Annotated in this window: 17 protein-coding genes; 12 read left to right on the plus strand and 5 right to left on the minus strand. The window is 56.5% G+C overall.

Annotated features, from left to right (window positions below):
* Positions 1-73: 73 nt before the first annotated feature.
* From qatA to qatD, 4 genes are read left to right on the plus strand one after another with little or no spacing between them, the layout of a single operon-like run.
* A complete protein-coding gene (gene qatA, locus LJU29_RS12845; RefSeq protein ID WP_257112555.1) occupies positions 74-2035 on the plus strand; it encodes a Qat anti-phage system ATPase QatA in 1962 nt (653 codons plus the stop codon).
* 10 nt (positions 2036-2045) lie between these two features.
* Entirely contained in the window at positions 2046-2909 is an 864-nt protein-coding gene (gene qatB / locus LJU29_RS29315; protein ID WP_306459399.1) for a Qat anti-phage system associated protein QatB, read from the plus strand.
* Positions 2906-4282: a Qat anti-phage system QueC-like protein QatC gene (qatC, locus tag LJU29_RS12855; protein WP_257112558.1), complete on the plus strand. Its 1377-nt coding sequence runs from the start codon at positions 2906-2908 to the stop codon at positions 4280-4282. Before qatB ends, qatC begins: the two co-directional genes overlap by 4 nt.
* Entirely contained in the window at positions 4279-5043 is a 765-nt protein-coding gene (gene qatD, locus LJU29_RS12860) for a Qat anti-phage system TatD family nuclease QatD (RefSeq protein WP_257112559.1), read from the plus strand. The genes qatC and qatD overlap by 4 nt, the downstream gene beginning before the upstream one ends.
* A gap of 78 nt (positions 5044-5121) precedes the next feature.
* Here qatD and LJU29_RS12865 read toward each other — a convergent pair whose 3' ends face one another.
* The 3 genes from LJU29_RS12865 to LJU29_RS12875 all read right to left on the minus strand — a co-directional run bounded on the left by LJU29_RS12865 (position 5122) and on the right by LJU29_RS12875 (position 11667).
* Positions 5122-7545 (minus strand): RNaseH domain-containing protein, encoded by a 2424-nt coding sequence (locus LJU29_RS12865; RefSeq protein ID WP_257112560.1) that lies wholly within the window; start codon positions 7543-7545, stop codon positions 5122-5124.
* Positions 7523-10645 (minus strand): ATP-dependent DNA helicase, encoded by a 3123-nt coding sequence (locus LJU29_RS12870; RefSeq protein ID WP_257112562.1) that lies wholly within the window; start codon positions 10643-10645, stop codon positions 7523-7525. Before LJU29_RS12870 ends, LJU29_RS12865 begins: the two co-directional genes overlap by 23 nt.
* A gap of 107 nt (positions 10646-10752) precedes the next feature.
* Positions 10753-11667: a restriction endonuclease-related protein gene (locus LJU29_RS12875; protein WP_257112564.1), complete on the minus strand. Its 915-nt coding sequence runs from the start codon at positions 11665-11667 to the stop codon at positions 10753-10755.
* 161 nt (positions 11668-11828) lie between these two features.
* Between LJU29_RS12875 and LJU29_RS12880 the strand changes: the two genes are divergently transcribed.
* The 3 genes from LJU29_RS12880 (at position 11829) to LJU29_RS12890 (ending at position 15267) form a co-directional block, all read left to right on the plus strand.
* On the plus strand, positions 11829-12209 hold the full coding sequence (locus tag LJU29_RS12880; protein ID WP_257112565.1) for a hypothetical protein: 381 nt from the start codon (positions 11829-11831) through the stop codon (positions 12207-12209).
* A gap of 146 nt (positions 12210-12355) precedes the next feature.
* On the plus strand, positions 12356-14410 hold the full coding sequence (locus tag LJU29_RS12885) for an AAA family ATPase (protein ID WP_257112567.1): 2055 nt from the start codon (positions 12356-12358) through the stop codon (positions 14408-14410).
* A complete protein-coding gene (locus tag LJU29_RS12890) occupies positions 14407-15267 on the plus strand; it encodes an HNH endonuclease family protein (RefSeq protein ID WP_257112569.1) in 861 nt (286 codons plus the stop codon). Before LJU29_RS12885 ends, LJU29_RS12890 begins: the two co-directional genes overlap by 4 nt.
* Positions 15268-15304: 37 nt before the next feature.
* Here LJU29_RS12890 and LJU29_RS12895 read toward each other — a convergent pair whose 3' ends face one another.
* Positions 15305-16282 (minus strand): tyrosine-type recombinase/integrase, encoded by a 978-nt coding sequence (locus LJU29_RS12895; RefSeq protein WP_257112571.1) that lies wholly within the window; start codon positions 16280-16282, stop codon positions 15305-15307.
* A gap of 197 nt (positions 16283-16479) precedes the next feature.
* Here LJU29_RS12895 and LJU29_RS12900 point away from each other — a divergent pair, with 197 nt between their 5' ends.
* From LJU29_RS12900 to LJU29_RS12920, 5 genes are all read left to right on the plus strand, one after another.
* Positions 16480-17550, plus strand: coding sequence for a DNA-binding protein (locus LJU29_RS12900; protein ID WP_257112573.1), 1071 nt, complete (start codon positions 16480-16482; stop codon positions 17548-17550).
* 3 nt (positions 17551-17553) lie between these two features.
* A complete protein-coding gene (locus tag LJU29_RS12905; RefSeq protein ID WP_257112574.1) occupies positions 17554-17751 on the plus strand; it encodes a hypothetical protein in 198 nt (65 codons plus the stop codon).
* A gap of 126 nt (positions 17752-17877) precedes the next feature.
* Positions 17878-22461 carry a PDDEXK-like endonuclease domain-containing protein gene (locus tag LJU29_RS12910; RefSeq protein WP_257112577.1) on the plus strand — a complete coding sequence of 1528 codons (4584 nt, stop codon included), beginning with the start codon at positions 17878-17880 and terminating at the stop codon, positions 22459-22461.
* Positions 22462-22684: 223 nt separating this feature from the next.
* The gene (locus LJU29_RS12915) at positions 22685-23005 is read left to right on the plus strand and encodes a hypothetical protein (protein WP_257112579.1); all 321 of its coding nucleotides are present in this window, start codon (positions 22685-22687) and stop codon (positions 23003-23005) included.
* A 258-nt stretch (positions 23006-23263) separates the two neighbouring features.
* Complete coding sequence (locus tag LJU29_RS12920) at positions 23264-23929, plus strand: hypothetical protein (RefSeq protein ID WP_257112581.1); 666 nt, start codon at positions 23264-23266, stop codon at positions 23927-23929.
* A 142-nt stretch (positions 23930-24071) separates the two neighbouring features.
* Here LJU29_RS12920 and LJU29_RS12925 read toward each other — a convergent pair whose 3' ends face one another.
* On the minus strand, positions 24072-25085 hold the full coding sequence (locus LJU29_RS12925) for a methyltransferase (protein WP_257112583.1): 1014 nt from the start codon (positions 25083-25085) through the stop codon (positions 24072-24074).
* Positions 25086-25267 lie beyond the last annotated feature (182 nt).

Consider the following 25267-nt stretch of genomic DNA (forward strand, 5'->3'; position numbering starts at 1 on the left):
TCATAGGTTGGCCATTGGTGGCTGATTGCCTGTATAAATGGTACTTCATGACCCAGATGCGAGGGATTGCGCAGTGTTTTTAAACGACCAGGAAACCGCAACTGATTTGCTGTACTACAACGCGATTTCCAAGACTGTAGTACGGCTTATCAAGGACACTCCCGACACCCCTATCACCATCGGGGTGCACGGTGATTGGGGGGCAGGAAAATCCAGTGTGCTGCGTATGACGCAGGCTGAGCTGGAATCAGATGGCCGCGTCCTGTGCATTTGGTTCAATGGCTGGACGTTTGAGGGGTTCGAGGACGCCAAAACCGTCGTCATTGAAACAATCGTCGATGAGCTTAAGCGCGCAAGACCTGGCTCGAAGAAAGTTGCAGATGCGGCCGCGAAAGTCCTCAAGCGGGTTGATTGGCTGAAGGTTGCCCGCAAGGCTGGTGGATTCGCATTCACGGCAATGACCGGGATACCTACAGTTGACCAGTTAAAGGGGGTGTACGACCTGGTGACATCGGTTGTGACCAACCCATCAGATCACATCAGCAGGGAAGATCTAACCGGCGCCGCAGAGAAGATCGGCGAGTATCTGAAGGAGGGCAAGGAGGTTTCAGAGCAGCTTCCTGAGCATATTCACAAATTCCGTGAGGAGTTCAAGGATCTGTTGGATGCCGCGGACATTGACCAATTGGTAGTCATCGTTGATGACCTTGACCGCTGCCTTCCCAAGACAGCCATTGAAACACTCGAAGCGATCCGTCTGTTCCTGTTCGTTGAGCGTACCGCCTTCGTGATCGGCGCCGATGAAGCCATGATTGAATACGCAGTGAGGGAACACTTCCCAGACCTTCCGCAAGCTTCCGGGCCAGCAAGCTATGCCCGCAACTACCTTGAGAAGCTGATCCAGGTTCCGTTTCGCATTCCAGCTCTGGGTTTGGCGGAGACCCGGGTGTACATCACGTTGCTACAGATCGAGAACGCCCTAACCTCGTCGAGTCCCCAATTTCAAAAGCTGCTAGCGATTGCTCGCGAAGACATGAAGAAGCCTTGGAAGAGCAAGGGCCTTGAGCGCAGTGTCGTGCAGGCTGCGATGGGAGGAAAACTTCCTGATGAGGTCAGCCAGGCCCTGGACATCAGCGCTCATGTGACAAAGATCCTGAGTGAGGGCACGCGAGGCAACCCGCGCCAGATCAAACGCTTCCTGAACTCCATGATGTTGCGTCAGGCGATCGCCGAAGAGCGTGGTTTCGGTGGCGACATACGCCGTCCGGTGTTGGCTAAAATCATGTTGGCCGAACGTTTCTACAGCGACTTCTATGAGCAGATCGCAAGGCTTGCGTCTCTTGCACCCGACGGTATTCCAGATGCGATAGCAGGGCTGGAGGCACGGGCCAAGGCCGCTCCGAAGGATCTAGAAGATGATGAAGATGAAATCAAGCCAACTCGTAAAAGCAAGCCAAGGGCAGCTATTGCCATTGGCGCCGAGCTTCAGCAGTGGCTGAAGAGCGACTGGGCACTCAACTGGGCGAATATTGATCCACCGCTTGCCGGTGTCGATCTGAGGCCTTACGTTTTCGTCACGCGGGACAAACGTAGTTCTCTCGCAGGGTACGTCGCTACCAGCCATCTGGAAGCTCTGGTAGAAACCCTGATGGGCCCACGACTCAAGATCAAGAGCGCTCCTGTGCTTGCGGCAGTGCGTGAGCTATCAGCCCCCGATTCCGAAGAAGTGTTCGATGCTATTCGTGACCGCATATTGCAGGGCGACAGCTTTGACAAGCCACCTCTAGGTCTTGATGGCTTGACCAGCATGGTCAAAGAGCATCCGGGGCTTCAGAGCAGGTTGGTCGAGTTTATTCGGGGACTTCCAGTCGACAAGCTTGGCGGATGGGCCGCCTCTAGCTGGGGCGAGTGCCTGGTCGAACCGACCGCTAAGGCCGCATTCAATGCGGTTCTAAAAGAGTGGGTCGCTCAGGTAGACAACAAACGGATCAAAGTGGTCGCAGAACAGGTGTTGGAGCTAGGCCAAAAAGGCTAAGGAATGCAGCATGGGAACTTCAAAGGGATATGGTGGGCCCGCTTCGGGGTTGGTTCCATCGTGGGTCGATGACGTAGCGCCATCGAGTGCCCCCACTCAATCAGGGAGTCCTGCTCCTTCAGATGGTACAGGCGCAAGTCCAGGCGGAAATGGCCAAAGCAATCAGCCAGCTCAGGGGCCTGTCAGCAACAATGGAACGTCAGGTCTAGGGCCGTCTCGTGCCCAGTTCACCCGTTTCGCAAGAACTGGCAGCTCAAGTGCTCTGGGTAGGGCACTGTCAACCTATGTCAGGAACGGGACAGGTGGGGCCGCTCGGGCAGCGCGACGTATGGGCGCCTCGCGCGCAGCAGCCGGTCGACTACTCGGTGTGATTCGGGATGTGCAGCGATTCGGTGCAACCGAAGTACTGCGCCAACTGAACCTGAACGGCCTCGCGGGTCGACCCTCTTCTGAGGTGTTTCTCGCTCTTGTAGAGTTTGTGTGCCCACCCGGTGGCGCCATCGATGAAGCTGTAGCCCGGCAGGCGATGCTTGAGAATGTCATTGCGCTTGCGGAATCGGGTGAGACCAGTTTTGCCGACATGGCTCCAGAGATGATGAATGAGTTTTTCCTGAACTTCGTATCGCAGTCTATCGAAGGCATGGTGATGGCCGACCTTGGTCATCGGGGGATCACTGTTCCTGAGGACGTTGATTCAGTAGAGCAGATGCAGAGCGACCTTCATTCCTTCATTACTGGCGCAACACGCGGGCGATTTTCAGACCGTTTGGATGGTCTGCCTCGGTTGACGGATCAAGAGATCCATGGGGTCATCAGCAGGATCTATGAGTCGGCCTTTGAAATCATCGCAGCAGCCGGGGAGGCCGCCCAATGAGACATCACAGTATCATTTGTCGTCTCGGCGCTACCGATACAGACACGATCGATATCCAACAGCCCGGTAGTCATGAGACCGAGATTTCCTTCATTGATGGTCATCAGCGCCTTGGATTTGGCATCGGACAGGCAGTCGCCCAGCTATCGGCCATGGGGATGGCGCCCGGTGAGCTCGCTATTGATTTAGCGCTGGTGGCAGGTGCGTTAACCGCAGCAGACACGAGAGTCTCGAGAGCGTCAGAATCTCAAAACGCATGGACACGCGAGATCGATCTCTACGTGCCCGTTTCCGATCCTGCATTATGGTCTTCTCTGACTACGTTGCTCGAGTCGACATTGCACTTTCTCACCGGGGATCGGTGGGGTATTTTCTTCAGAGATCGTCCTAGTGGGCTTGAGGAGCTTTCCCCGCCTTGTGACCTGTTCCAGTCGGCTAACCCCACCAGCGTTTGTCTCTTCTCTGGGGGCATGGACAGTTTCATAGGTGCCATTGATCTGCTTGCCCGCGGTGAGTTCCCGCTGCTGGTCAGCCATTACTGGGATGCCAACAGCACAAGTACCTACCAAGACCAGTGTCTTGCCGCGCTGAAGCAGCGCTATCCCGATTCAGATATCAATCATGTCCAGGCTCGGGTCGGTTTTCCGCAAGGCATTGTGATCGTGTCTGATGGGGAGGATACGCTTCGAGGGAGGTCATTTCTGTTCTTTGCGTTGGCTGCGCTTGCCGCGGATGCCATTGGTGAAGAGATGATCATCCATGTGCCTGAGAATGGCTTGATCTCATTGAATGTCCCCCTTGACCCCCTGCGTTTGGGGGCATTGAGCACGCGAACTACCCATCCCTATTACATGGCAAGGATGAATGAAATCTTTGCAGGCCTTGGTCTCGGAATGAGACTGCACAACATGTATGGACATCGCACGAAGGGCCAGATGGCCGAGGAGTGCGCTGACCGCCTGTTCTTGCAAGAAAACGTTCACAAGACCATGTCCTGCTCCTCGGCAGGGAAAGCCAGGTATCACAGGGATCCTGCCAATCGGCAGCCAAAGCACTGCGGCTACTGCGTACCATGCATCATTAGGCGGGCTGCGATTGCCCATGGATGTGGTGACGATATCACGCCCTATCTAATTCCAGATCTGCATGCTGAAATCTTGGATACGAACAAGGCAGATGGTGAGCACGTGCGATCTTTTCAGTTGGCCATACGCAGGATGCAGAACGTTCCGAGCAGTCCTAGATTTGACATCCACGTGCCTGGCCCGTTGAGCGATCACCCCAATGACCTGCCCTCATACCAGCAGGTCTACATCGATGGGCTCAACGAGGTGGATAGATACCTGACGGGAGTGAGAGCCAAACCGTTATGAGCAGCGAACCCCGCGAGCGCCCCCGGTGGGTCGATTTTCATTGCCACCTCGATCTCTATCAGGAGCATGAGGCGCTCATCGGCCAATGTGATGCCGAAGCCGTCGCTACCCTGGCGGTTACAACTACGCCAAAGGCCTGGGCGAGAAACAGGGAGCTGACTCAAACCTCTCGGCATGTACGCGTGGCCTTGGGCCTGCATCCGCAATTGGTTGCACAGCGAGAGTCCGAGATTGTCTTGTTCGAAAGGCTGCTGGCCGACGCCCAGTATGTCGGGGAGATCGGTCTGGACGCCGGGCCGAAGTTCTACAGCAGCTTTGAAGCTCAAGAGCGGGTCTTCAAGCGGATTCTGAGCGCCTGCTCAGAGCAGGGGGGCAAGATTCTGACCGTTCATAGCGTACGCACCGCAGCCAAGGTCTTGGGGCACATCGAGCGCTGCTTGCCTCCTGATAGAGGCAAAGTGGTGTTGCATTGGTTTACGGGGAGCATCTCTGAAGCAAGGCGAGCATTGGATTTAGGGTGTTACTTCTCCGTAAACGTGGAAATGCTGAAGTCCACCAAGCACCGCGCCCTGGTTGAATCCTTACCTCTTGAGCGGTTGCTCACAGAGACGGATGGCCCATTCGTGCAAGCAGGTGATCGGCCCTTGACTCCGCTCGACGTCAAAGACGCGGTTCAAGGGATTGCAGCCCTCAGGGGCCTAGACGCTGCCACGGTTGGTGCGCAGATTGTTCGTAACCTCGGGACTTTGCTGCGCGCGTGAAGATCGCAGCACCGTTCAGTCACTTTGGCAGTGATAGCCGGGATATGCGCCTCCTACATAGTGCGTCTTTCGCGCAGCTCAAAAGCTGCTTTTGCGGTGGCGCTCGATGATTGGATGATCCGCGGCGATCTGCCTGGCAGCATGGAGCGGCGAGGGTAGGCGCAGAAACCCATCCCACAGCGGTGCAAACTTGCACCAGAGTCCAACCTGCAAGGCCATCTGATCGGAGTGCGCGAAATCCCCCGATTGAATCATCACAAACTCCGTGACGCCCAACTGTTGCCATGAATCGCGCAGGCGCGCCTGCACCACGTCATACCGAGTCTTTTGCCGCTGAGAAAGCATGCGGCTGTAATGCTTCGTGTAGGAGGTGAAGTAATAGACACTGGGTTGATGTTCGGCTTGATGAACACCGATCTTAGACCCTATGTAAGCCGGCGCTGTTGGAGACTTGCTATGCACGCCCGTCATCTGCGCGGTCTGGTTATCTGATCGTACACGCAGAGCCCAGGCACCCTTGGGCAAAGGGGGGACGCCAAGGCCGGCTCCGTCATTCAGGCCGGGATAGAGCCTCTTCAATCCCGCATTCATGAGCACGATCAGCGGAGAATCCGCGACGGGCGTTGGAGCTAACATTGCGCGATTGATCAATTTCACTGCTTCGTCTTTACCCATGAGCGTTGGCGTCGCATGAGTGCGGCACAAACCCTGCTGATAGCTCACCCACTTATCCGAGGCAGGAGCGGCCTTATCACCTGGCTGGCGTTCTGAGCTGACCGGTGCGGGGCAGAACACTTCCATATCTCGCGTGCCTCCCTTCACCCGAGTGATGACAGGTAGAAATTCGTCCGCGCCTTGGCGACGAATCTGCTCCAGATAGATCGAGATAACCATCGTGTTGTCCGGTATGCCTTTCACCTGCAGCAGGGGCTGTGGTGTGTAGCCAGTGCTGCGTATCGCATCAAGCAAACCATTGATCGCTGGATAGTCGACACTTGGCTCAATGTCATCGCTAGCAGCTTGACGTTTAGCGACCAGCTTCTGAATCCGCTTGCCCATCTTTCTATCCATTGCCACGGGCGCAGGGCCCGTCGAGTCGGCAGTACCTGGGGCTGGAGTAGGGGGAATGTGCATCAGAAATTGAGTGGCTATGCCGTGCTTTGCAAACAGCGCGCGCAGGATGTGCTTAGGATCGGTGTCTGTCTTACTCGCAACGGCGGGAACGGTCTCAACAATCGCTACCGCGGCGCCCATGGGCTGTACGACGGGAAGTACTTCACTCTCAAACCATTGTTTGACGTGAGCGTGGGATGTCTGCGTGGTGAGCGCCTGAAGCGCCCCGGGGCGTTGTACCTGTTGCAGGGTCAGAACAGGCTTGCGCCCTCCAAGAAATACCGGTGTGAGGTCATCCAGGTGCTCCCCGACCTCGGCGATCCTCGCCATGATATCGGTGTGAGCGGTGATCACAGCTACCTTGATCGGCGCCACTGGGATGTCGTCAGTCTGCTTGCGAACGGCAATCATCTTGCCGACACGCCGCGCCAGCATAGGTTTGGCACTCGTCACAGACCTCTGGAAGTGGAAGCTGGCCTGATCTAGAAACAGTGGGCCGGCACCGTTTCCGACCGGCCAAAACGGAGGTAGATGTGCATGGATAGGGCGCAAATCACCGGCCATTTCCAGATCGCCGTCACCGAGTTTGGGCAGCTCAAGGGAGCCCAGCTGTTTGAGCACCTTGTGAGCTACCGTGGTGTACTGGGTGGTGAACTTCCCGTCCGTCATCGGCGGGATATGGATTGCAAACTTAGAAATCCCGCGACCGGTGTTGAACCAGACCTTGTTCGTAGCGTGCCGCCACTGCGGCAATATATGGCTTAAGTGCACTCCGACTGCCGCGTAGGGCAGCTCGCGACGGTGCACCAAGACCAGCTGAGTCGTGATCGCATGCATCGCGATCGCTCGACGTCCTTCATTGGCGTAGGTCAGTGGGTGATCCCATGCAAGCAAGGTAGCATCGCTGCACAGGCTGAGCGTTAACGGCTTGGATGACTCCATGGGTTGCTCGGTCATCCGACTGGACAACATCCAAGGCACGACCTTGTACATTGATTCTGACTGCTTGGGATCCGCAAACAGGGTCGACGCATGGAGGGGCTGGGCGTCGCCAGGCCGAAGATAGTGCGCCAACTCCTCGCCACCCTCTGCCGTCTCTTGAGCCCAGAAGCTGATCGCATTGCACAGCTGGTCGTACGAAAGGGCATTGGCTGAGGCAATGGCAGGCGCATGGCCCTTCGGGTCAGGTCGATAGTTGACCCACACTGGCCCGCCAGAAACCGCACTCAATATCTCCTCAAGCCCTGCGGTCGGCAGATTTGGCTTGTCGAACAGTTTCGTGAGTTGCTTCCACCCGTGGCAGTACTCATCGGTCGCCCCAAACTGATAGACCGGCATTAGCTCCTCAGGATCGAACTGGAAAAGGTTAGTCCGCAGTTGGAGGGTCATCGTGATACCTCTGGGTCAGGTCAGGTTGCGACTGCTCTATGTACAGATTCATGGCTTCCACGAGCCCGGCGTGATGGCGAGAGAACTCCCCCCATTGGCCTGCCTCCTCCAACGTCCCGATAGTGGACTGAAGTAATTGAGCCCATGTTGTCCGGCTGTCGAAAAACGCCGCATCCGCCAGGTAGCAGGTCACCGGCGTGCCCCCTCGGCGTGCGCGGCCCACCAACTGCGTAAGGGTTACCAGGACGTTCATGATCGTGAAGTGCCGGATCGCCTTAGGCTGACGGCTGAAGTACGGCGGTGAGGTGCGGATATCGTTGAGCGTCCTGTTTGCCATAGCCCGCTCTTCCAGCAGCGCTAGACCGGGGAGGGCGTTGGGCAGAACACGATCCCCAACGATGTAGCACAGGTGGGCCAGGTTGTTGCCAGGTTGATCGGATGAGGGCATCGGCCGCACGCAGACAACGACTCCTCCCAAGGCTGACTTACCGTCGGGCGTCACAATATTGTGCCCCCTGGCCATTGGATATATGGAACTGACAAGGAGCTCCACATCGGCAATGGCCCCGTTGGCGTAGTCGGCAAGCTCGTCGTAGGTGAGCCTGTGAGAGCGTGGCAAACGATCCTGGCGGTCGGCCTTCTTTCCGCCCCTGATCCACCCAACCTTCCTTTCACCGCCACTGATCTCGTACAGCGTCGAGGCCAACTCCTCCGCTTCGGCATCACTTCCTGTCACGAGCAGCAGGCGTGCCCGTTCCCGAGTCATCTCGCACAGGCTTAGAGCTGCAAGCTTGGCATTTAGCCACGGCCATATCTCCTGCCCCAAGTACCGCACACTTTCAAGGCGGTTCTCGATGTCGGTACCCGAAATGTGGACACTTACCTGAACGTTCTCAAAACGAATATTGCCCTTGACGTCAGGTACATCCACCAAGGTCTTGGCTTTTAGATCAAAGCTGCTGGCACCTGGGAAAAATGCTGTGGCGCTGAATCCGATGAAGGTGCGATCAACACCCGCGTAGATCTGAGAGGTCAGATTAGGCAAAAATTGCAGCGTACGATGGGGATCCCCACACATCGCTACGACCTGCAGCGACCAGGTGTCCCGGCTGGTGCGTTTGCGCTTGAACCCATACACGACCCGTTGCAAGGGGCCTAGCGGAGTCGGGCTAAACGGAGCAGAGCCCGCCAGATCCTGTTGAACCTTGAGGGCAGCGGGCACCTTCGCTCGCACCATCGCCGGAATATCGGCATACAACGTCCGCAGGCTCTCTTCGATGTAATGCAGGCTGGCTCGCAGGATCAGTGCGGCCTTCAGGCGTTTGAGCTTGTCTTCGTTCAGATGTCTGCCCAGTTTCTTGGCTGTGCCCAGATGATCCAGTACTGAGCCAATATTCAGGTAAATCTCATCTGGACTGGGTTGCGGGTTGTTGCGAGAGAAAGTCCTGAGCAGGGCTTGCAGTTCTAGCAAGTGCGGCGCGATGGGGTTCTCGTTGAAGCCACAGACGGCATCCAGATCGTCTGCAGGCACGCCCAAGCTTTCACTGATGAAGAGGTCATCTGCGCGTTCCCAGACCGTTTCTCTATTCGGCCACTGCAGCGGCTTGCGAGCCAAGCTCAACAGGCGCGTCGTATTCATGATGACAGCCGGACAGGCCCGCTGGACTCGGAACAGCACCCTGTCGTCCAGGTCGGGAATGCTGTCCTTGCCAAAGATGGCCAGATAGAGTTCAGCAAGGCTGCTGTGCTCGCTATGGTTACTCAACGGCAGTTCAAATTTGCTGGTATCGATAGCGCTCTGCAACAGGCCATCGATTTCATCCACCAGAAACAGCGGGGAGGAGCGAAGCAGCAGCTCCAGGATGCTTCGAGTCGCTGCGCCGTCACCCTCAACGGGAATCCGAGTCGTGCTGGAAATCAGGGCATGGTGGTTCACCACGACGATATCTGCCGCCAGGGCCTGCTCAAGCATCTGGCGCTTACCGCATTGCGAAAGCAGCGGGCAGCTACGCAGCCTCTTGACGGATTCCGGCCCGGCATCATGACTGGTTATCTGTAAATTGAAGCAGGGCTCGTCGTCCGCTTTACTAACTGATCCATCAGTGGCGCAATAGTCCAGCAAACAGCGGTAATCGTAGGGATGATCATCCCGCCCCAAGGCCTCGTAATGCGCTCCAGCCTTGGCAATTTTGCGCTGTGAGTGGAGCGGGGCAATCTGCAAACAGTCGGCAACAACGCCCGCCTCAAGCTTCAGCGTTTCCACGGTATTGCGGACATCCGCAAGCGTGGGAACCGCAATCACTACCCGGTGCCCGGCCATTGCGCTTGCTAAGGCGATGAGGTTCATCGCCACGCTCTTGCCTGAGCCGGTGGGTGCGTTAACCCGATCAAATTCGCCGGCACTGGCCTCGACACAGTGGTCTTTGCCCACGATGTTGGCCAGCGACGTCCTGTGGCTCGAATGCAATTTTGATCCAGGGTCGGCGGCTGCAGCATCCAACTGGGCAGCGATATCGTGCAGCGTCTGCCAATCCCAGCGAAGGGACGGCGTATACGAAGCGTGGCGTAGAGCGACCTGAGTTCCAGGGGCGTCCAGGCGCTCACGCAAGCCCTCTGGAATCACGAAGGTGCGATACCCGTCCGAGGTGTGCTCGCGTAGCTTCAACGGGCCCTCTGGCGGCAGTACGGTCGAAGGGGATGCTACGGGCTCCTGTTTGACGGCTCCGAGCAGCTCCTCGATCATCCCGTCCAGATCAAAGCCGGGTTTGAGGCAATAGAAGTCTCTCTCCTTCAGCTTGGCCGCAACCAGGGCGTCAGTGGACTGCAAAACTTCAGCTACACGAAACGGGCATTTCGGCGACTGCAGGAGCTTGCTCGCCTGATCGATGAAGTTTCCGCTGAAATTTAGGTCATAAGGGCGGAATTTGATCAGCTGCATTATTTGCCGGCGAGCGATTGGCGTCGCCGTTTCCCAATCTAGCCACAAATGCGGGCGACCGGTAAGCAGGGCTTCCGCATCAGCCAGCATTGGCTCCTTGCTGATGTGTTTGACGCCGAGCGCCAGCGCTAAGCTGGTCGCATTTTCAGTTAGCGTCGGCATAGGCGGGTAATCCGGCTGATGCACTGGGACTCGGTGAGAATGATCCGCGACTCACATTGCTCGCGTAGGGAACTCACGTAATCCTTCTGGTAATCGGGAATGACGATCTAGGTGCCATTTGACTCGCTGCTCGCCAGCTGATGCCCCAGAAGCGCCGGAGAACGCCACACCTTCGCATCCAACCAGATTTCCTGATCAGCGACTTCGACCTTTACATCCCCACGGTCTACGTCGGGCCACAGCGTCGGCTTGAGCCCCAGCTTGGCGAGCCGGTCGCGCAGCCTGCGCTCCAGAACACCGGGGATCAGAGTAAATTTCCAAAGAGCTGTATTGAGGCGATACCGGTTTTCTGCGCTTTGGCCCGAGATGGGCCTGCCGGTCTGGACGCTGAAGAGCTCACCATTCGTCCAGAGACACGCACCCACAGTTTTTTCGCACCACTGAGCGCCACAGCACACCTCTGCACGATGGATCTGCATCGGCCAACCGCAGCTGGGACAAGGGTAAAACTTCCCGCCCCTTATGAGATGCGCCGGGATATCTTCGAACAGCGCTTTGAACTGCACCCCCAATTCCATCAAGAAATCGAGTGTTTGGGCGGTATGGATGTGAGGCTGTTCGCAGAGGGTCAGGCGAAAGGCGCGATACTCGACGTCGCCGCGAGGCCGGTGCCGGCATCGGTCGCGGACATCCTTTACGATCTGTTGTACACGCTCAAGGCCTTCGTTCGGGTCGTACTCAAGCGCAATGTCATCACACAGAACGCTGGGCTCGTTGTCGACCTGCAAGCAGCCCTCGAAGCCTTGGCGCAGCGAGGCTTCGATCCACTTTTCGATGGGAAGGCTGAGGTAGCGATTGAGTGTCGGAATGCTCAACGCAGGTTGGCCTGGGTTGGCCCACCACAGAATTGCGCTTCCCTGACGGAGCAGGGCGGTTCGCTCGCAGGTTAGCGTGGGGTCAAGTTTTGTGGCCGCTGCCAATACACTCAACAACCGCTGAGCGTCGCTTTCCATCGGAACCATAGGCCCTCCGAAATGCGCGCACACAACGCCAGTGGGCCATGCGCTTCAAAAAATCACCGTTAAAATGCCGACGTTGAGGCTGGTTCAATATTTGTGATAATGCAAGTTGCTCCGCCTAACGGAGCCTTGAAATCGGCCATATGTCAGCAAGGAGCAAGATAATGACGCAGCACGGAAGGCTTCGCTCTCAGGGCGATTTTCAAAATAAGCGCACCGTAGAGTACGCGACCATCCTGGTTGACCTCGCGCATTGGCTCCTACCCGCAAATCTCAAAAATCCTCATTATGACGACGAGGATGTCGTCGCGGGCTTGTACGTATCGCCTACAGGCCGGTTGACGTTCAATACCCTTTACCTCGATGACGTTGCGCTGGCGCAACAGTTTGCAGCCCACGTCGATCGTGTCTTTTCAGCGCGAAATTACGCAGGTAGGTATGCGTTGAGGGTTGAGGTCGCGACAACCACCCAGACGGTTACAGCGACCAAGCTACGGATGCAACACTCTGAAAAAGTTCGGCAAGCCTTAGCCGATCAGCTATAGCGCGACGTCAAGATCGAGCCTTGGCTGCCCACAGCCCTGGAGCGGACGCAGGCGACAGTAGTGGCGATAAGCAACCTTCAAGTTGCGGCCCGCTGAGAAGTGCGGCTGAATAGACGACTTTTACAAAATTGCCCGCGGAGCCAAGGATGACCCCTACCAAACGATCACCATGCCCGGATTTTCTGCTTCGCTACCAAGCTGACGCTCCGGTGGATGAGCTCTTGGCTCTATACGAAGGTGTGTCGACTAAGTCCGGGCGTGGGATGCCGGTCGTATTGGATCGTCATCGTCGGGAAATTGTGGATCTTCTAAGCAATGCGTTCCGCGCTAGCTGCTGCTATTGCGAGACTGCTACTGACAAGGGGGAAATTGAGCGCTTCCGTCCCAGGCGCATCGGTGGGCGGGGCGCCTACGCAAGCGAGCAGCCATATGCCCACTTGGCCTTCGACTGGCGCAATTTGTATTGGGCATGCCCGACCTGCAACCGTTACAAGGCCGACCGGTTCCCCGTCGACGGCGAGCATGCTCCGCCGAACCTCAGCTATGACGAGATCGTGGATTGGGAGAGACCTCTGATCATCGACCCATGCCGAAATGATCCTGATGAGCACCTCCAATTCCTAGAGGGTGGGTTGGTCATGCCTCTCAGTCATGTCGGCGAGCAGACGATCAAATTGTTTGCTCTCAACCGAACGCAACTGGTCAGCGCACGCGCCGATCAAGCAAGGCTTTTCAGCTTTTCCACACACGATGAGCGTGTGTCGCGCGCCGCTGGTGGTGGCGCACATCGCGCGGTTTGGCGTCAGTTGCTCAACACCTATAAAGCCCCCTCCGACTTTGCTGCGAAAACGGATCGACTTCCCTCGAAGGTGCCTTTAGTAAATACGGAAACGGGCGAAGGCATAGACACCTATCTGGATTTTGCGCAGTACGTGTCACGGATCCAGATAACGAATTTTGGGCCAATCGCGCACCTCGATCTAGACCTGAGCCGCTCCGAGTCTCCTCGAGCGCCATGCTTTGCGCTGCTCGGAGAAAATGGGGTTGGAAAAAGTACTGTTTTACGCGCCCTGGCGCTCTGTCTCGCTGGCAAGAGTTACGCAGGACGCATGAGGCTGTCGAGCAACGACCTCCTTTCAGAAGGCGCATTGCAAGGGGGCGTGTCTGTTTCTATCGTAGGCGCCGAGCACGATGTGTCGATAACACTGGGCCGCGACAAGCCGTTGCTGTTCAGTGAAAAGGGTTCGAGGTCTCTGGTGTTAGCCTACGGGGCCACGCGGCTCTTGCCGCGGGGAAGTCATAAGCCCAAGGCAGGTAAGGCTCACGCAAAAATCGATAACCTATTTGACCCTTTCCTTCCTTTGAGCCATCCGGCTGAGTGGTTGGAGCAGTTGTCCCCACACCGTCTCGATGAGGTTAATACGGTGCTGTCGAGTCTGATGCCACAGGAGCACCAGGTGCAGGTCGTACAGGATGTAAAGGGAGGGGACGTTCGGCTCTCAATCGGAGGATCTCGAGCCAGGCTCATCGGGGAGCTGAGTGATGGTTACCAATCGATGCTTGGCATGGCTGTGGAGATCATGAAGGTGCTATTCCGCTCGGAGACCTCCATCGAATCGGCCGAAGGCGTTGTCATAATCGACGAACTGGGAAATCATTTTCATCCAGCGTGGCGACTTCAGTGCCTAAGCGCTTTACGACAAGCTTTCCCAAGGGCCCAATTCATATACAGCACTCACGATCCGCTGTGCCTGAGAGGGCTCTACGATGGAGAGGTGGCTGTCTTGATGCGCGACAAGACTGGTGAGATCTACGCTCTCGATGATCTGCCCTCCGTTGCGGGCCTGCGGGTGGATCAGCTACTTGCCTCAGAGCACTTCGGTTTGCGCAGCACGGTTGATCCGCAGATGGATCTCATCATCCAGCGCTATGAGCTCCTCATGAAGAAACGCAAGCGAACCAAGGCAGAACAGGTCGAGCTTGACTCCCTTATCGAACGTCTGACGGATGCCAGATACCTCGGTTCCACGCGTCGCGAACGACTGGCGCTGCAGCTCCTTGATGCCGATCAAGAGGATGAGCCCCCTGCGCATACCACAACGAGCGCTCGGGAGCTCTCCGACGCCACGGTCGCGCGGCTTAAGAGTTTGATGGCAAAGGTGACCAAACCGACTCCGGCTGATGAGGGGGAAGTTCGATGATCAAATTGGAACGCCCCAACGGAAGCATCCCTGATGGTCTGCTGTTAGCTGGCCTTCGTGAGCGCAGAGCAAACCGCAAGGCACTAGCTGCCGGGGTTGAGTTGAGCTTTGAGGCGTATAGAGCCAAATCAGTGCGACAAAGGCTTGCCGAGATATTTGGTCGCAAATGTGTTTTTTGCGAATCATCCCTGCTCGGCACTCAGCCCGGCGACATCGAGCACTACCGCCCCAAAGGTAAAATCGCGAAAGATGTCGAGCTGCCCTTCAAGCCCAAGCCAGCGAAACGATCAAAGAGGGGGGCTGTTAATAATGCGCCCGTGCACGATGGCTACTGGTGGTTGGCTGCGGAGTGGAGCAACCTCCTGATCTCCTGCGCAGATTGTAATCGCCCAAGAGAGCAAGAAGACTTTGACAACCAGAAACGAGTGATCGGCAAGTCAAACTTCTTCCCAATTGCGGCACACAGCGCCCGAGCCCAGCGGGCAGGTGCGTTGAGGGTCGAAGTCCCCTTATTGCTGAACCCCTGCTTGGACGATCCAGACGATCACCTGGTCTTTAGCGATAACGGAGCTGTCGAGCCCGTAAAAGTGAATGGTGTGGTCTGCAAGAAGGGTGAAGCTAGCATTCATTACCTCGGCTTGGCTCGGGCGGAGTTGCTGCAAGCTAGAGCACGACATGGCCGGAGCGTAATGAGCTGCATACGACACATCAAGCTTGCGTTAGGGGATCGTGTTGACCCTGGCGAGGATCTCACCGATCTAATGGCCATGTTGAACTCTGGCGAACCCTACGTTGCCTTCACACGCACCCTCGTTAAGCTTCATTTGGAGCCTCACCTGCCGACGCTTGGGCTGTAGGAGCTGCTATGGCCGGGTGGAGATCACAGTCATCAAATCACCGGGCTTCTGGGCGTCGCTCCAATTGGGCAACGCCTACATTACCCGGAGACGCCGATTTTGCGGCCAGGCCGCCAAACGACACGCCCGAGTCGACATATCGAAGCGCCGACTTCATGTCCTTCCAGCCGACATAGCCCATCAAGCTTTTGATATCCCATCCATTGGCCGATGCCCAGGTCGCAAAGCCTCGTCGCATGGAATGGGTGCTATACAGCTCTTCAGGCAGTCCAGCTTCCTTGAAGATGCGGCGCAACATGGGGATTAGGCTGTGTGGGCGGATGGCCTTGTCCGACAGATTGCCCCATCGATCCAAACGCCGGAACACGGGGCCTGCGGCGATTCCCGCAACAGTGATCCAATCGATGTAGGCCTCAACCGGGCAGAGCATCGTTAGTGCTGGCGTCTGGAAGGTTGCCCCTTCGTGCTGGCGATCACCTTTGGTGTAAGCCAGGAAGAACGTGATGCCCTCACCGCTATAGGCTTTTGTGTTCTCCACCGTGAGCCTGGCCAGCTCATCTCCGCGGAAGCCACGCCAGAAGCCAATCAGCACCATTGCAATCGAGCGTCTGTGCCGCAGGAGGGTCTTGTAGTCACCGCGATCCAGCGCGGCGGCAGCCTCAGACTCCAGCCACTTTACGGATTGCTCCAGATGCTTGAGCAGGAGCGGGGCTGCTTGCTTCACTTGAGCGGGATGCACCACTCGGATGCCCTTGATCATCTGGCGCACGTCGGGTGTCTTGGTGGGATCTGGAAATCCTTGGGAGATGTGCCACTGCGCCAGCGCTGCCAGCCTTTGCTTGAGTGTGCTGATCGCATGCTTGTCGGCGTACTCGGCCAAGTAGCGAACAATCCCATCACCAGTCGTGGGCAGGTAGCCGCCCCACGTCACTTCGAAGTGCTCGATCGCAGCCCGGTAGCTCTTGCGGGTGTTCTCTCGGGTGCCCGCCTTAAGGTACCGATTAGCCTTGTCCATCGCCCTTAGCCTTCAAAATCCGCGTGATCCCAGCATTCCACACTTTTACCGGTGCCTAAAGACCGTTTCGTCAGTGAAGAAGCCATAAGTCTTCATTATGGGCTCCTAGCAAGGCGAGATCAAAGGGCGTAATATTGATGAATGATTATACGTAAATACATGTCATGTAACACAGTACGAAATCGTAGGAGAGCCTGATGGCCCGCGGCGGAATCAACAAAGCCACTGTGCAAAAAGCACGTCAGGCGCTCCTGGCCCGAGGAGCCAACCCCAGCATTGACGCGGTGCGCGTTGAACTGGGGAATACAGGCTCCAAAACGACCATTTCTCGCTACCTGAAGGAGCTCGACCCATTAGCTCGAGAGCCAGCGGCAGCGCGCGAGCGTCTGAGTGACTCGCTCAACAGCATGGTGCAAACCCTCCTGGATCAACTGATGGAAGAGGGTCAGCAGGCCATCTCCGAAGCTACTGCGGCTTTTGAGCTGCAGCGCTCGGCGCTTGAAGGCCAAGCCGAGGTACTTAGATCTGAATTGGCTACGGCGCAGCGGCATTCAGTAACCCAAATCGCCGCGCTAGAGACACAGAGTGCAGAACTCTCAACCACTCACTCCTCACTGCAGGCCGAATTGAACCGGAATGCAGGGCTTAGTCAGCGTTGTTCCGATCTGGAGGTCTTCGTTGCCGAGAAGGACAAGCACATCCTTTCGCTTGAGGAAAAGCACGTCCAGGCCCGCGGGGCGCTTGAGCACTATCGAGAGGCGGCAAAGCAGCAGCGTGATCAAGATCAACGCAGGCACGAATCTCAACTGCACGAGATGCAGGTTGAACAACGCAAGCTGCGGGAAACCATCGCGGTGAAGCAGGACGAGTCAACGCGGCTCAATCGAGACAACGAACGTCTTCTGGCTGAAGCCAGGCAGCAAACCAAGGCCCTGCATACTCAGGAAGCCCTCGTCCAAACGCTAAGTACCCAGATTGAGGCGCTACGCCAGGATCAGGCGAAGTCTGCCGGTGTGAACGAGCATCTCAAGGAGCAGCTATCGGCCCAGCGTGAAGAGGTCAAGGCGCTCCACAAGGCCGCCGCTGTAGCGAGTCTACGTGAGCAAGAAGCCATGACGCAGATGGCTCAGCTTCAAAGCGAGAACGATCAATTACGCCAGGCAGAGCTTGCTAGACCGAGCCTGGGGGAGGGGGGCGATCCCCACTCAGCGGTAGAGGTTCAGGACAGTGCCGGGCCCGACAAGCCTTCGATACGACCGAGGAAATGAAGCATGGATCAGATCACCGGTAATCCGCGTCAACTTGTTGCAGGCAATTCAGCCTGGACATTCGCTCATCAGCGCCTGTCTCAGATGCTCATTGCCAGGGCTGAGCGATTCACACCATTGGCTCCGATCATGAAGCTTGATTCGATCATTGCCATCTCTGAACGGCCGCAAGTGTCGCCCCCAGCATACGGTGCTGCCTGAAGCCGAGCAGGGCGCCCGGACACTCGTCGGAACCGAGCGATTTTGAAACTATGGCGGCAAGCAATATGGCATCCTTGGCGCCATATTTACCGGTGACCGCGCCCTGAATTGTTAAGGAGTATGAACATGCAACGGACGCCTAATGAGCTCCTCAGCCGACTGTTCGAGTATGCGGAGGAAAGCCTCAAGGAACTTGATCCGTCGCGCTTTCAGCTCACAAGCTCTGTTAATGATGTGTATCAGCCGGCGGCGCTTCTGGATCTTCCAGGGCTGCACTTTGATCTCCAGTTTCCGGGCGACAACGTCTGGCTGCAGATCGAACGACTGGAGGAATCACGTGCTCCGACCCCCGTTGGCGGAGACTATAGCCCCCTCATCACCGTCAGCAACAACCCTGCCAAGCCACCCGTGCTAGCTGAACAGGCGCTTCATCAGCGTATTCGCGAACAGCAGGATCAAGACCCTGAAGGCGACATTGCCGTCATTGAGTCTGAGGTGCGTAGGCAAGCGTTGGCTGCGCTGACGACCTATTTGGTTCAGTGGCACGAATGGGCTGAGCACGAGAAGCCCCGTCGCAGGACAATAAGCTTTTATGGCGACATGTTCGCGTTGATGCAGCAGATGGAGACGGGAAAATCCGCTCGTGAACTGGTATGGGGCATAGGCGTCAGCGCCTGGACGCTAACCATCAACGATGTGCAGCAGGGCTTCAATTATCCATTGCTCACGCAGGCACTCGACATCTCGTTGAACGAGCAGAGCATGGCGGTCGAAGTTCGCCCGCGAGCCACCGAACCGATGATCGAGTTCGATGCGTTGATAAACGCAAATGTTCCTGGCGCCAGCGAGTGCGAAAGGGCCATCCGCGATCACCTGGGCAGACACGCCGACGCGCCCTTGAACCCATTCCTTCCATCGACTTTCGGTGATGTGCTAAAGCTCTCGGCACGAAGCCTGGACAGCAAAGGCAAATATGCCGAGCTAATGGGGGACGGCGCCCAGCGGTTCCCTGAGCCAAGTGAAACTCTGCAGGTAAGCGATGCTTGGGTTGTGTTCGCACGGCCTAAACCGAGCAACTGGTTGATCAATGATCTGCGCAAAATTCGGGAGAAGCTCAAGGAGTGTCTTGAACTCCCCGCGGGCCCGCTTGCGTTAGTGACCCCGGCCTCGACGATCGCCCTTGATTACCAGCACGTCAACTTCCGTGGGCTATCCAGCAGAAGCATGGATGGATCGACCGCTGAGCCTAAGGAGCTGTATTTTCCGCTCCCTTACAACGATGAGCAGGTCACGATCGTACAACGCCTCGAGCACGCTCCCGGCGTAACGGTTCAAGGCCCTCCCGGTACCGGCAAGACCCATACGATCGCGAACATCATCTGCCATTACCTCGCGACGGGTAAACGCGTTCTGGTCACCTCTCGTGGCGAGCAAGCCTTGAAGGTACTCCAATCCAAGATACCCGCTGAGGTCAGGCCTCTCACGGTCGCACTGCTGACGAGTGACCGAGAGGGTATTCGGCAATTCCAAGGCTCGATCGAGGCGATCCAACATAAGGTCTCGCAAATCAATCCATCCCTGGCTCGGGCAGAGATTGATCGCCTGCACCAGTCCATCGACCTCGCTCATACCGAGCTGGTGAAACTTGATCGTCGCGTCAATGAGATTGCGCTGACTCAACTCTCCGATATTCAGGTCGGCGATGCGAAATACCGTGCGGAGGAGCTTGCCGAGCTGCTCATGAAGGGCGCAGACCAATACGCCTGGTTTGACGACGTACTGTCGTTATCCCCTGAACACTCGCTACCCTTTGACGATGAAGTCGGTAAGAGCTTGAGACAAGCTCGCCGCGAGCTTGGAAATGACCTTGTATACGTCGACGCCAGCTTGCCGGAAGTTGAGCAATTACCGGCAGCGGCCGACATTGGCAAACTCCACGGCTCACTCTGCAAGCTGAAGTCGCTTGAACATGCCTTGGGTCTGGGCGAGCTGAAGCCTCTAAAGTCCGACAGCGAAATCGTTATTGCAGCCGCCAGGGAGCTGGTTCTAGAACTGGGTTTGTGCGAAGAGAAACTGGAGGTCTTGCACGAGGGGGGAGAGTCCGAAATTCCTTGGTCGCTGGAGCTGCGCCTCAAGGCGGCAGGTCGCCGCTACGACAGTGAACTCTCTGTCCTGGTAGGCATGCTCCCGGTGGCACAGGCTTTGATACAACGCCGTAAGGTGATGCTGGAAAACTTTGTTGAGTTCCCAGATGAGGCTTTGGATTGCGAGAAAACGGCCGAGGCTGTCGAAAGGGCTGCCGACACAGGTAAGCCATTTGGCCTCATGAGCTTTGGAGCCTCTCAAGCCAAGGCACACATCAGTCACGTCCGTATCAATGGCTCGGCGCCAAAATCTTCTGAGCAGTGGAAGACTGTCCTGGACTATCTGAAGCTTCACGCCGACGTGCGATCCTTCGCTGCGAGGTGGAACCCACTGGCTGAAACTCTGGGGATCCCTCGACTTCAATCGGGCATGACTCATCTCCGGGAACTGGAGCTGACCATCATCGCCGTCCAGGCAGCCGTCGATCTCACTGCACACTACGCTGACAAGGTGCAGCCGCTCTGCGAAGCTGCCTTCGCGGATGCGCCGAATAACATTCATCGCCTGACAATCGCAGAAATACGTGGCCTACAAGATCAGCTCAACCAGAACCTGGCGCGATTGGATCTCAGTCTCGCTGCAGCCGCGCTCGCGATTCTGCAAGCCCAAGTTGCAGGCGATAGCCCTATTGCCGACCGACTCCGGTCGTTCGTCCTGGAGTGTTTGGGCAGCTCGGATCAGGATTCGCATCGGATCGTATCCCTGTACGTAGACCTGCTCACAGAATTGCAGCGGATCAAAGCCCTGGGGGGGCATTTGAATCATGTGCGCGAAGGCGCACACCAAGTGATGAGGGCTGGGGCGCAAAAACTGTCCGAGCGCTTGTTGACTGTCCCCGTTGAGAACGGTGCTGAAGACCTGGCCTTCCCAAGCAGTTGGAAGGAGGCGTGGCAACACGCGCGGATTCGCTCCCATCTGGAGAGCATTGAGGCGCGCCACGAGCTCGTTGAGCTCAATAGCAAACGAGTGAAACTTGAAACGGGCCTGGCTCGCATGTACCGGGAGGTCGTGAGCCGAGCAGCGTGGCTATCCACCAAAGCCAATGCCAGTCCTATGGTGCTGCAAGCACTCGCCGGCTACTCGACGGCCATACGCAAGATTGGGCAAGGGACAGGCCCGAACGCGGAACGTTACCGCCGTGACGCCCAGCAGTGCATGCAGGATGCCGCCGGCGCTGTGCCTTGCTGGATCATGAGTCACGCCAAGATCTCTGAATCCATGCCGGCAGAGATAGGCGCCTTCGATCTGGTGATTGTCGATGAGGCGAGCCAGTCGGATCTATGGGCTCTGCCTGCGATCGTCAGAGCCAAAAAGGTGTTGGTAGTAGGGGATGACAAGCAGGTCTCTCCCGATGGCGGTTTCAAATCGGGTAAGCGGATTGGGGAACTTCGCAACCGGTATCTGAACGACCAACCCTATGGGGCGGACATGACGCCGGATAAATCACTATACGATTTGGCGTCGCGGGTCTTCGCTGGCCACATGGTTATGCTGCGTGAGCATTTCCGCTGCGTCCCTCCCATCATCTCCTACTCCAACCAATTCTACGGTGGCGCGATCCAGCCCCTTCGAATCCCTCGTCCGTCTGAGCGTCTCGATCCACCGTTGGTGGACATCTATGTCAAGGACGGAGTGCGGAATAAGAAGGGCTGCAACAAGCTTGAGGCTGAAGCTATCGCTGAGGAAATCCAGGCGCTCATCAAGAACGACAAATATGCGGGCCGCTCGATTGGCGTGGTGACACTGCTGGGGGGCATGGAGCAAGCAAAATTCATCGACTCACTGGTGCGCGAACGCTGCCCTGCTGCAGAGCTCCATGCGCGCGAATTTGCCTGTGGTGACGCAAGCACCTTCCAGGGAAGCGAGCGCGACATCATCTTCATTTCCCTGGTCGCAGACCCGGAGAATTGCCACCCGCTCTCGGGCAATGCTGCTGAGCAACGGTTCAACGTGGCAGCCAGCCGTGCGCGCGACAGGATGTACCTGATCCGGTCGGTTACCCTGGATCACCTCTCCCAAAAGGACGTGCGCCGAACGCTCCTTGAGTACTTCAGCAAACCGCTGATTGAGGAGGAGGTCGATCAGGACGGCCTCATCAAGCTGTGCGAGTCCGGTTTTGAGCAGCAGGTGTTCACCCGACTGGTTGAGCGTGGTTACCGCGTGATCCCGCAGGTGAAGAGCGGGGCATTCAGACTCGATATGGTCGTTGAGGGCGCCAATGATAATCGCCTGGCCATTGAGTGTGACGGCGACGCCTTTCACGGCCCTGACCGATGGGAGGCGGACATGAACCGCCAGCGTATCCTTGAGCGAGCAGGTTGGACGTTCTGGCGGTGCTTCGCCTCTTCCTGGAGCATGCATAAAGAGGAAATCTTCGCCGAGCTTCTCCAGCGCCTGGCCGACCTCGGTATCGAACCAACGCACGCCTTGGACAAACTCCCAGCTGTCGTTGAGCTACGCGAATGGTCACCCGCAGTTACTTCCTCCCAGGATGATGAAGATGAAGAAATTGAAGTCTTGGAAGCTTTAACGATTGCAGACAAGGAGCAAGCGCTGTCGCTTTGACGGTGTCTGAGTGCGCACTCCCAGCGAGTGCGCGCGTGCAGGCCGTGCAGCCAGGGATCAGCTTTCGTTGACCGCGGGACGTCGTGACCGAGGAAGTCAGCGCCTGCAACCCCGGTGTTATCATCTGCAACCGCTGTGCAACGAAGCGGACGAATCAGTCCTCAGCCCAATTATGATGCGCGCCACAACCGTGACAGGCTTCATTGCTTTCCAAGGTAGATCTATGGCTATTGATTTAAGTGAGGAGGAGATGCGTAAGGCTCTCTTCGGCGCCGGCGTCGAACCAATTGTGCCCAAGCAGGCAGCAGCAACGGTTGACGCACCATCCCCAAAACCCAGAACGAAGAGCAACACCGGCTACCACTCACCCAGGCTACGCGTGACCTTGCATGTATCCAAAGAGTTCGAGGGCGACGTTGACGTCTTCGTTCACGATTCGAGCAGCCTGAGCAAGCTGGTCGCCGAGCAGGAAGCAAAGTCTGCGGCCAGGAAGAAGAAATACAGGTACATCGAAGTGGTCTCGATCGAATCAACGTCAAAGTAGCTGCTGGTGTCAGCACCACCTGGGGATCATTCTGCAACGTGTGCAGCCGGGCGGAGAATCGATCCGATCATAATCAGACAGGTCGCGCATCTCGATGTCTTTGTGCTGAGACAGTCACGCAACGCAGGCTGAAAATCGATTCAATTTATTAGCGTCACCATGTCAGCAAGCCGGCCCGTTGTGCTGCATCGTTCGACCTGGTGACATCACCATTCCGCTGGAGCAGGAAGCGCTGTGTTAAAAAAACACGAGCAATCAATGATTGATGGTTTTTCGAATTTCATCGAACGGAAAGCAAAGGCGGCAGGGCGACAAATTACCCGCTGCTCATTTGATGGGCAAGATTCGATCGTCGGGGCAGATTATGTGTTTACCAACCACACCAATTTTCTGATGGTCGAGTTCAAGTACGAAGAGTCCGATCTAAAACGTGAGGGTCTGAAGCCCCGACGACTGCAGCTCTGCCGCATACTGGACGACCATGATGATTGGAGGGACTTGAGCTCGCAATGTCACTACGTGGCTTGGACGGAAGCGCTCATACCAGTCTCGCAAAGAAAGCGGTTCGTCAATTTCAACGGCTACTACGATGAAATCTGTAACCGCAGTGTTTTCGGAGAGCACTCAGATCTAAAACGAGACGTCCCATTTGGAGATTTCAAAGTTAAAGCTAGCCGGCTGGCAGATGATTTCTTATCGGGAGAGCTGGGAATAGACTTTCCACGCTTTAAGCAATACACCGATTGGCTGACGAGTTTGGAGGGGAGTGGTTCCTCAGGAATCGAGCTTATGGTCGACGATCACACCGAGGATGAATTGATCCTCTTAGATTTTCCATCTGTTGGATCGCTGAAAAGCTGGCTGGACACAACGACGTTCCAGCCACCCACGCCTCGAAAATCTAGCGGGCCACGCATGGGGTGATCACCGTACTCTCCGTCAGCACCTGCCGGCCCACGGTTGCCTCGCTGGATGGTGCGAAGAGGGACGTCTACCTGCATGGCCAGCAAGGGCAAGGGCGTCGCCTCCATCGCTTCATCGACACCAGAATATTTGCACCCTGCGGTCACTGCTCAGGCCATAGGCCGTGTGCTTTCAGCAAACGTGCCGTATCCCGACCATCAAGGAAGAGCAGGCGACAGGGTGCAGTCAGATTCCTTCTTATCGCAAAAGCTTCTGCCATGGCTCGCACGGAAGGCTCGATCGAGTGGCAATGCTGGATGACGTATACGTCGGCCGGGATGTTGAAAAGGCGATAAATCTGATCTCCATTTTTCCCCAGATCTGCAGGCTTCATGGGATGGAATTTAGCGGGCCCCTTCAGCAAAAATGCGCCGGTCATCCTTTTTCCGCCAACCAACAGACCTGAGGTGAAGATATCCGATTCCTCACCTCCCCAGTCATGCTCGGGCTCCTGTTGGAGTAACGCGCAGATCAGATCCTTGACGCACTTTTCAGAAATCGTGCGCATCAATTCAAATTTGGCTTTGCTGGGCGCCCACGTTCGATCAATTGCTGAAAACTGTTCAACTTCCTCAGGTAGAAGTGAAATTCCAAAGGAAAGCAGGGATGGGATGGATATGTCCGAGTCGACGAGGTCTCCGATCACGATCGGGATGGCGCTAATGACGCCGTCTTCGGCTTCTGCGATATAGGCAAAAACGAAGGGGCTCGTGATCCCGGAGAGCCGCGTATATGCGGTGTCATTCACCAAACCTGATTTGGAAAACGCCAGGCTGAGTTTCACGTTTTCGAACGGGGAGGTAAGGGTTGTATACAGCTGGAGCGCTGGCGCCTTGTTGTTGGCTCCAAAACCTTTTCCCGTGAGACGTCCGGTGTAGATGAAGAACTGTCCTTTCTGAGCCGTTCCCTCAATCAGCAGCTCTTGAAGTGTCTTGATCTCCCCAGCTGAAATCGCCTTTAAAACGTAGGCACCGACGTCGTTCGAAAGGATGGCCGATGCCATTGAGACGGGCAATCCGCTTAGCGATCGATGGATATCTGAGGGCAGCCCCTGATTTTTTATCAGGCTCAGAACTCGATCGCGGCTCAGATAATAAGCCATCAAATTTGGTGTCATAGGTTGTCCGAAGATTTTACCTGTGTGAGCTGGCTGCTGGCGTGGGTACCTTGATGGAGCTCTGGCTATTCGGAGTAACCATCGATGCACTCTGCCTGGCAATGCAATATGGTGGTGATTAGGCGTGGAGTACATTTGTACTCCTACCGATTTTTTCTCATACCGCGGCCCCTCATCAACAG

Source organism: Pseudomonas ficuserectae (assembly GCF_024584585.1).
GTDB classification, from domain to species: Bacteria; Pseudomonadota; Gammaproteobacteria; order Pseudomonadales; family Pseudomonadaceae; genus Aquipseudomonas; species Aquipseudomonas amygdali.

Bases quoted from the DNA above. Each gene is read 5' to 3' on its own strand.
- qatB (WP_306459399.1), top strand. From the start codon at position 2,046: ATGGGAACTTCAAAGGGATATGGTGGGCCCGCTTCGGGGTTGGTTCCA.
- qatC (WP_257112558.1), top strand. From the start codon at position 2,906: ATGAGACATCACAGTATCATTTGTCGTCTCGGCGCTACCGATACAGAC.
- qatD (WP_257112559.1), top strand. From the start codon at position 4,279: ATGAGCAGCGAACCCCGCGAGCGCCCCCGGTGGGTCGATTTTCATTGC.
- LJU29_RS12865 (WP_257112560.1), bottom strand. From the start codon at position 7,545: ATGACCCTCCAACTGCGGACTAACCTTTTCCAGTTCGATCCTGAGGAG.
- LJU29_RS12870 (WP_257112562.1), bottom strand. From the start codon at position 10,645: ATGCCGACGCTAACTGAAAATGCGACCAGCTTAGCGCTGGCGCTCGGC.
- LJU29_RS12875 (WP_257112564.1), bottom strand. From the start codon at position 11,667: ATGGTTCCGATGGAAAGCGACGCTCAGCGGTTGTTGAGTGTATTGGCA.
- LJU29_RS12880 (WP_257112565.1), top strand. From the start codon at position 11,829: ATGACGCAGCACGGAAGGCTTCGCTCTCAGGGCGATTTTCAAAATAAG.
- LJU29_RS12885 (WP_257112567.1), top strand. From the start codon at position 12,356: ATGACCCCTACCAAACGATCACCATGCCCGGATTTTCTGCTTCGCTAC.
- LJU29_RS12890 (WP_257112569.1), top strand. From the start codon at position 14,407: ATGATCAAATTGGAACGCCCCAACGGAAGCATCCCTGATGGTCTGCTG.
- LJU29_RS12895 (WP_257112571.1), bottom strand. From the start codon at position 16,282: ATGGACAAGGCTAATCGGTACCTTAAGGCGGGCACCCGAGAGAACACC.
- LJU29_RS12900 (WP_257112573.1), top strand. From the start codon at position 16,480: ATGGCCCGCGGCGGAATCAACAAAGCCACTGTGCAAAAAGCACGTCAG.
- LJU29_RS12905 (WP_257112574.1), top strand. From the start codon at position 17,554: ATGGATCAGATCACCGGTAATCCGCGTCAACTTGTTGCAGGCAATTCA.
- LJU29_RS12910 (WP_257112577.1), top strand. From the start codon at position 17,878: ATGCAACGGACGCCTAATGAGCTCCTCAGCCGACTGTTCGAGTATGCG.
- LJU29_RS12915 (WP_257112579.1), top strand. From the start codon at position 22,685: ATGGCTATTGATTTAAGTGAGGAGGAGATGCGTAAGGCTCTCTTCGGC.
- LJU29_RS12920 (WP_257112581.1), top strand. From the start codon at position 23,264: ATGATTGATGGTTTTTCGAATTTCATCGAACGGAAAGCAAAGGCGGCA.
- LJU29_RS12925 (WP_257112583.1), bottom strand. From the start codon at position 25,085: ATGACACCAAATTTGATGGCTTATTATCTGAGCCGCGATCGAGTTCTG.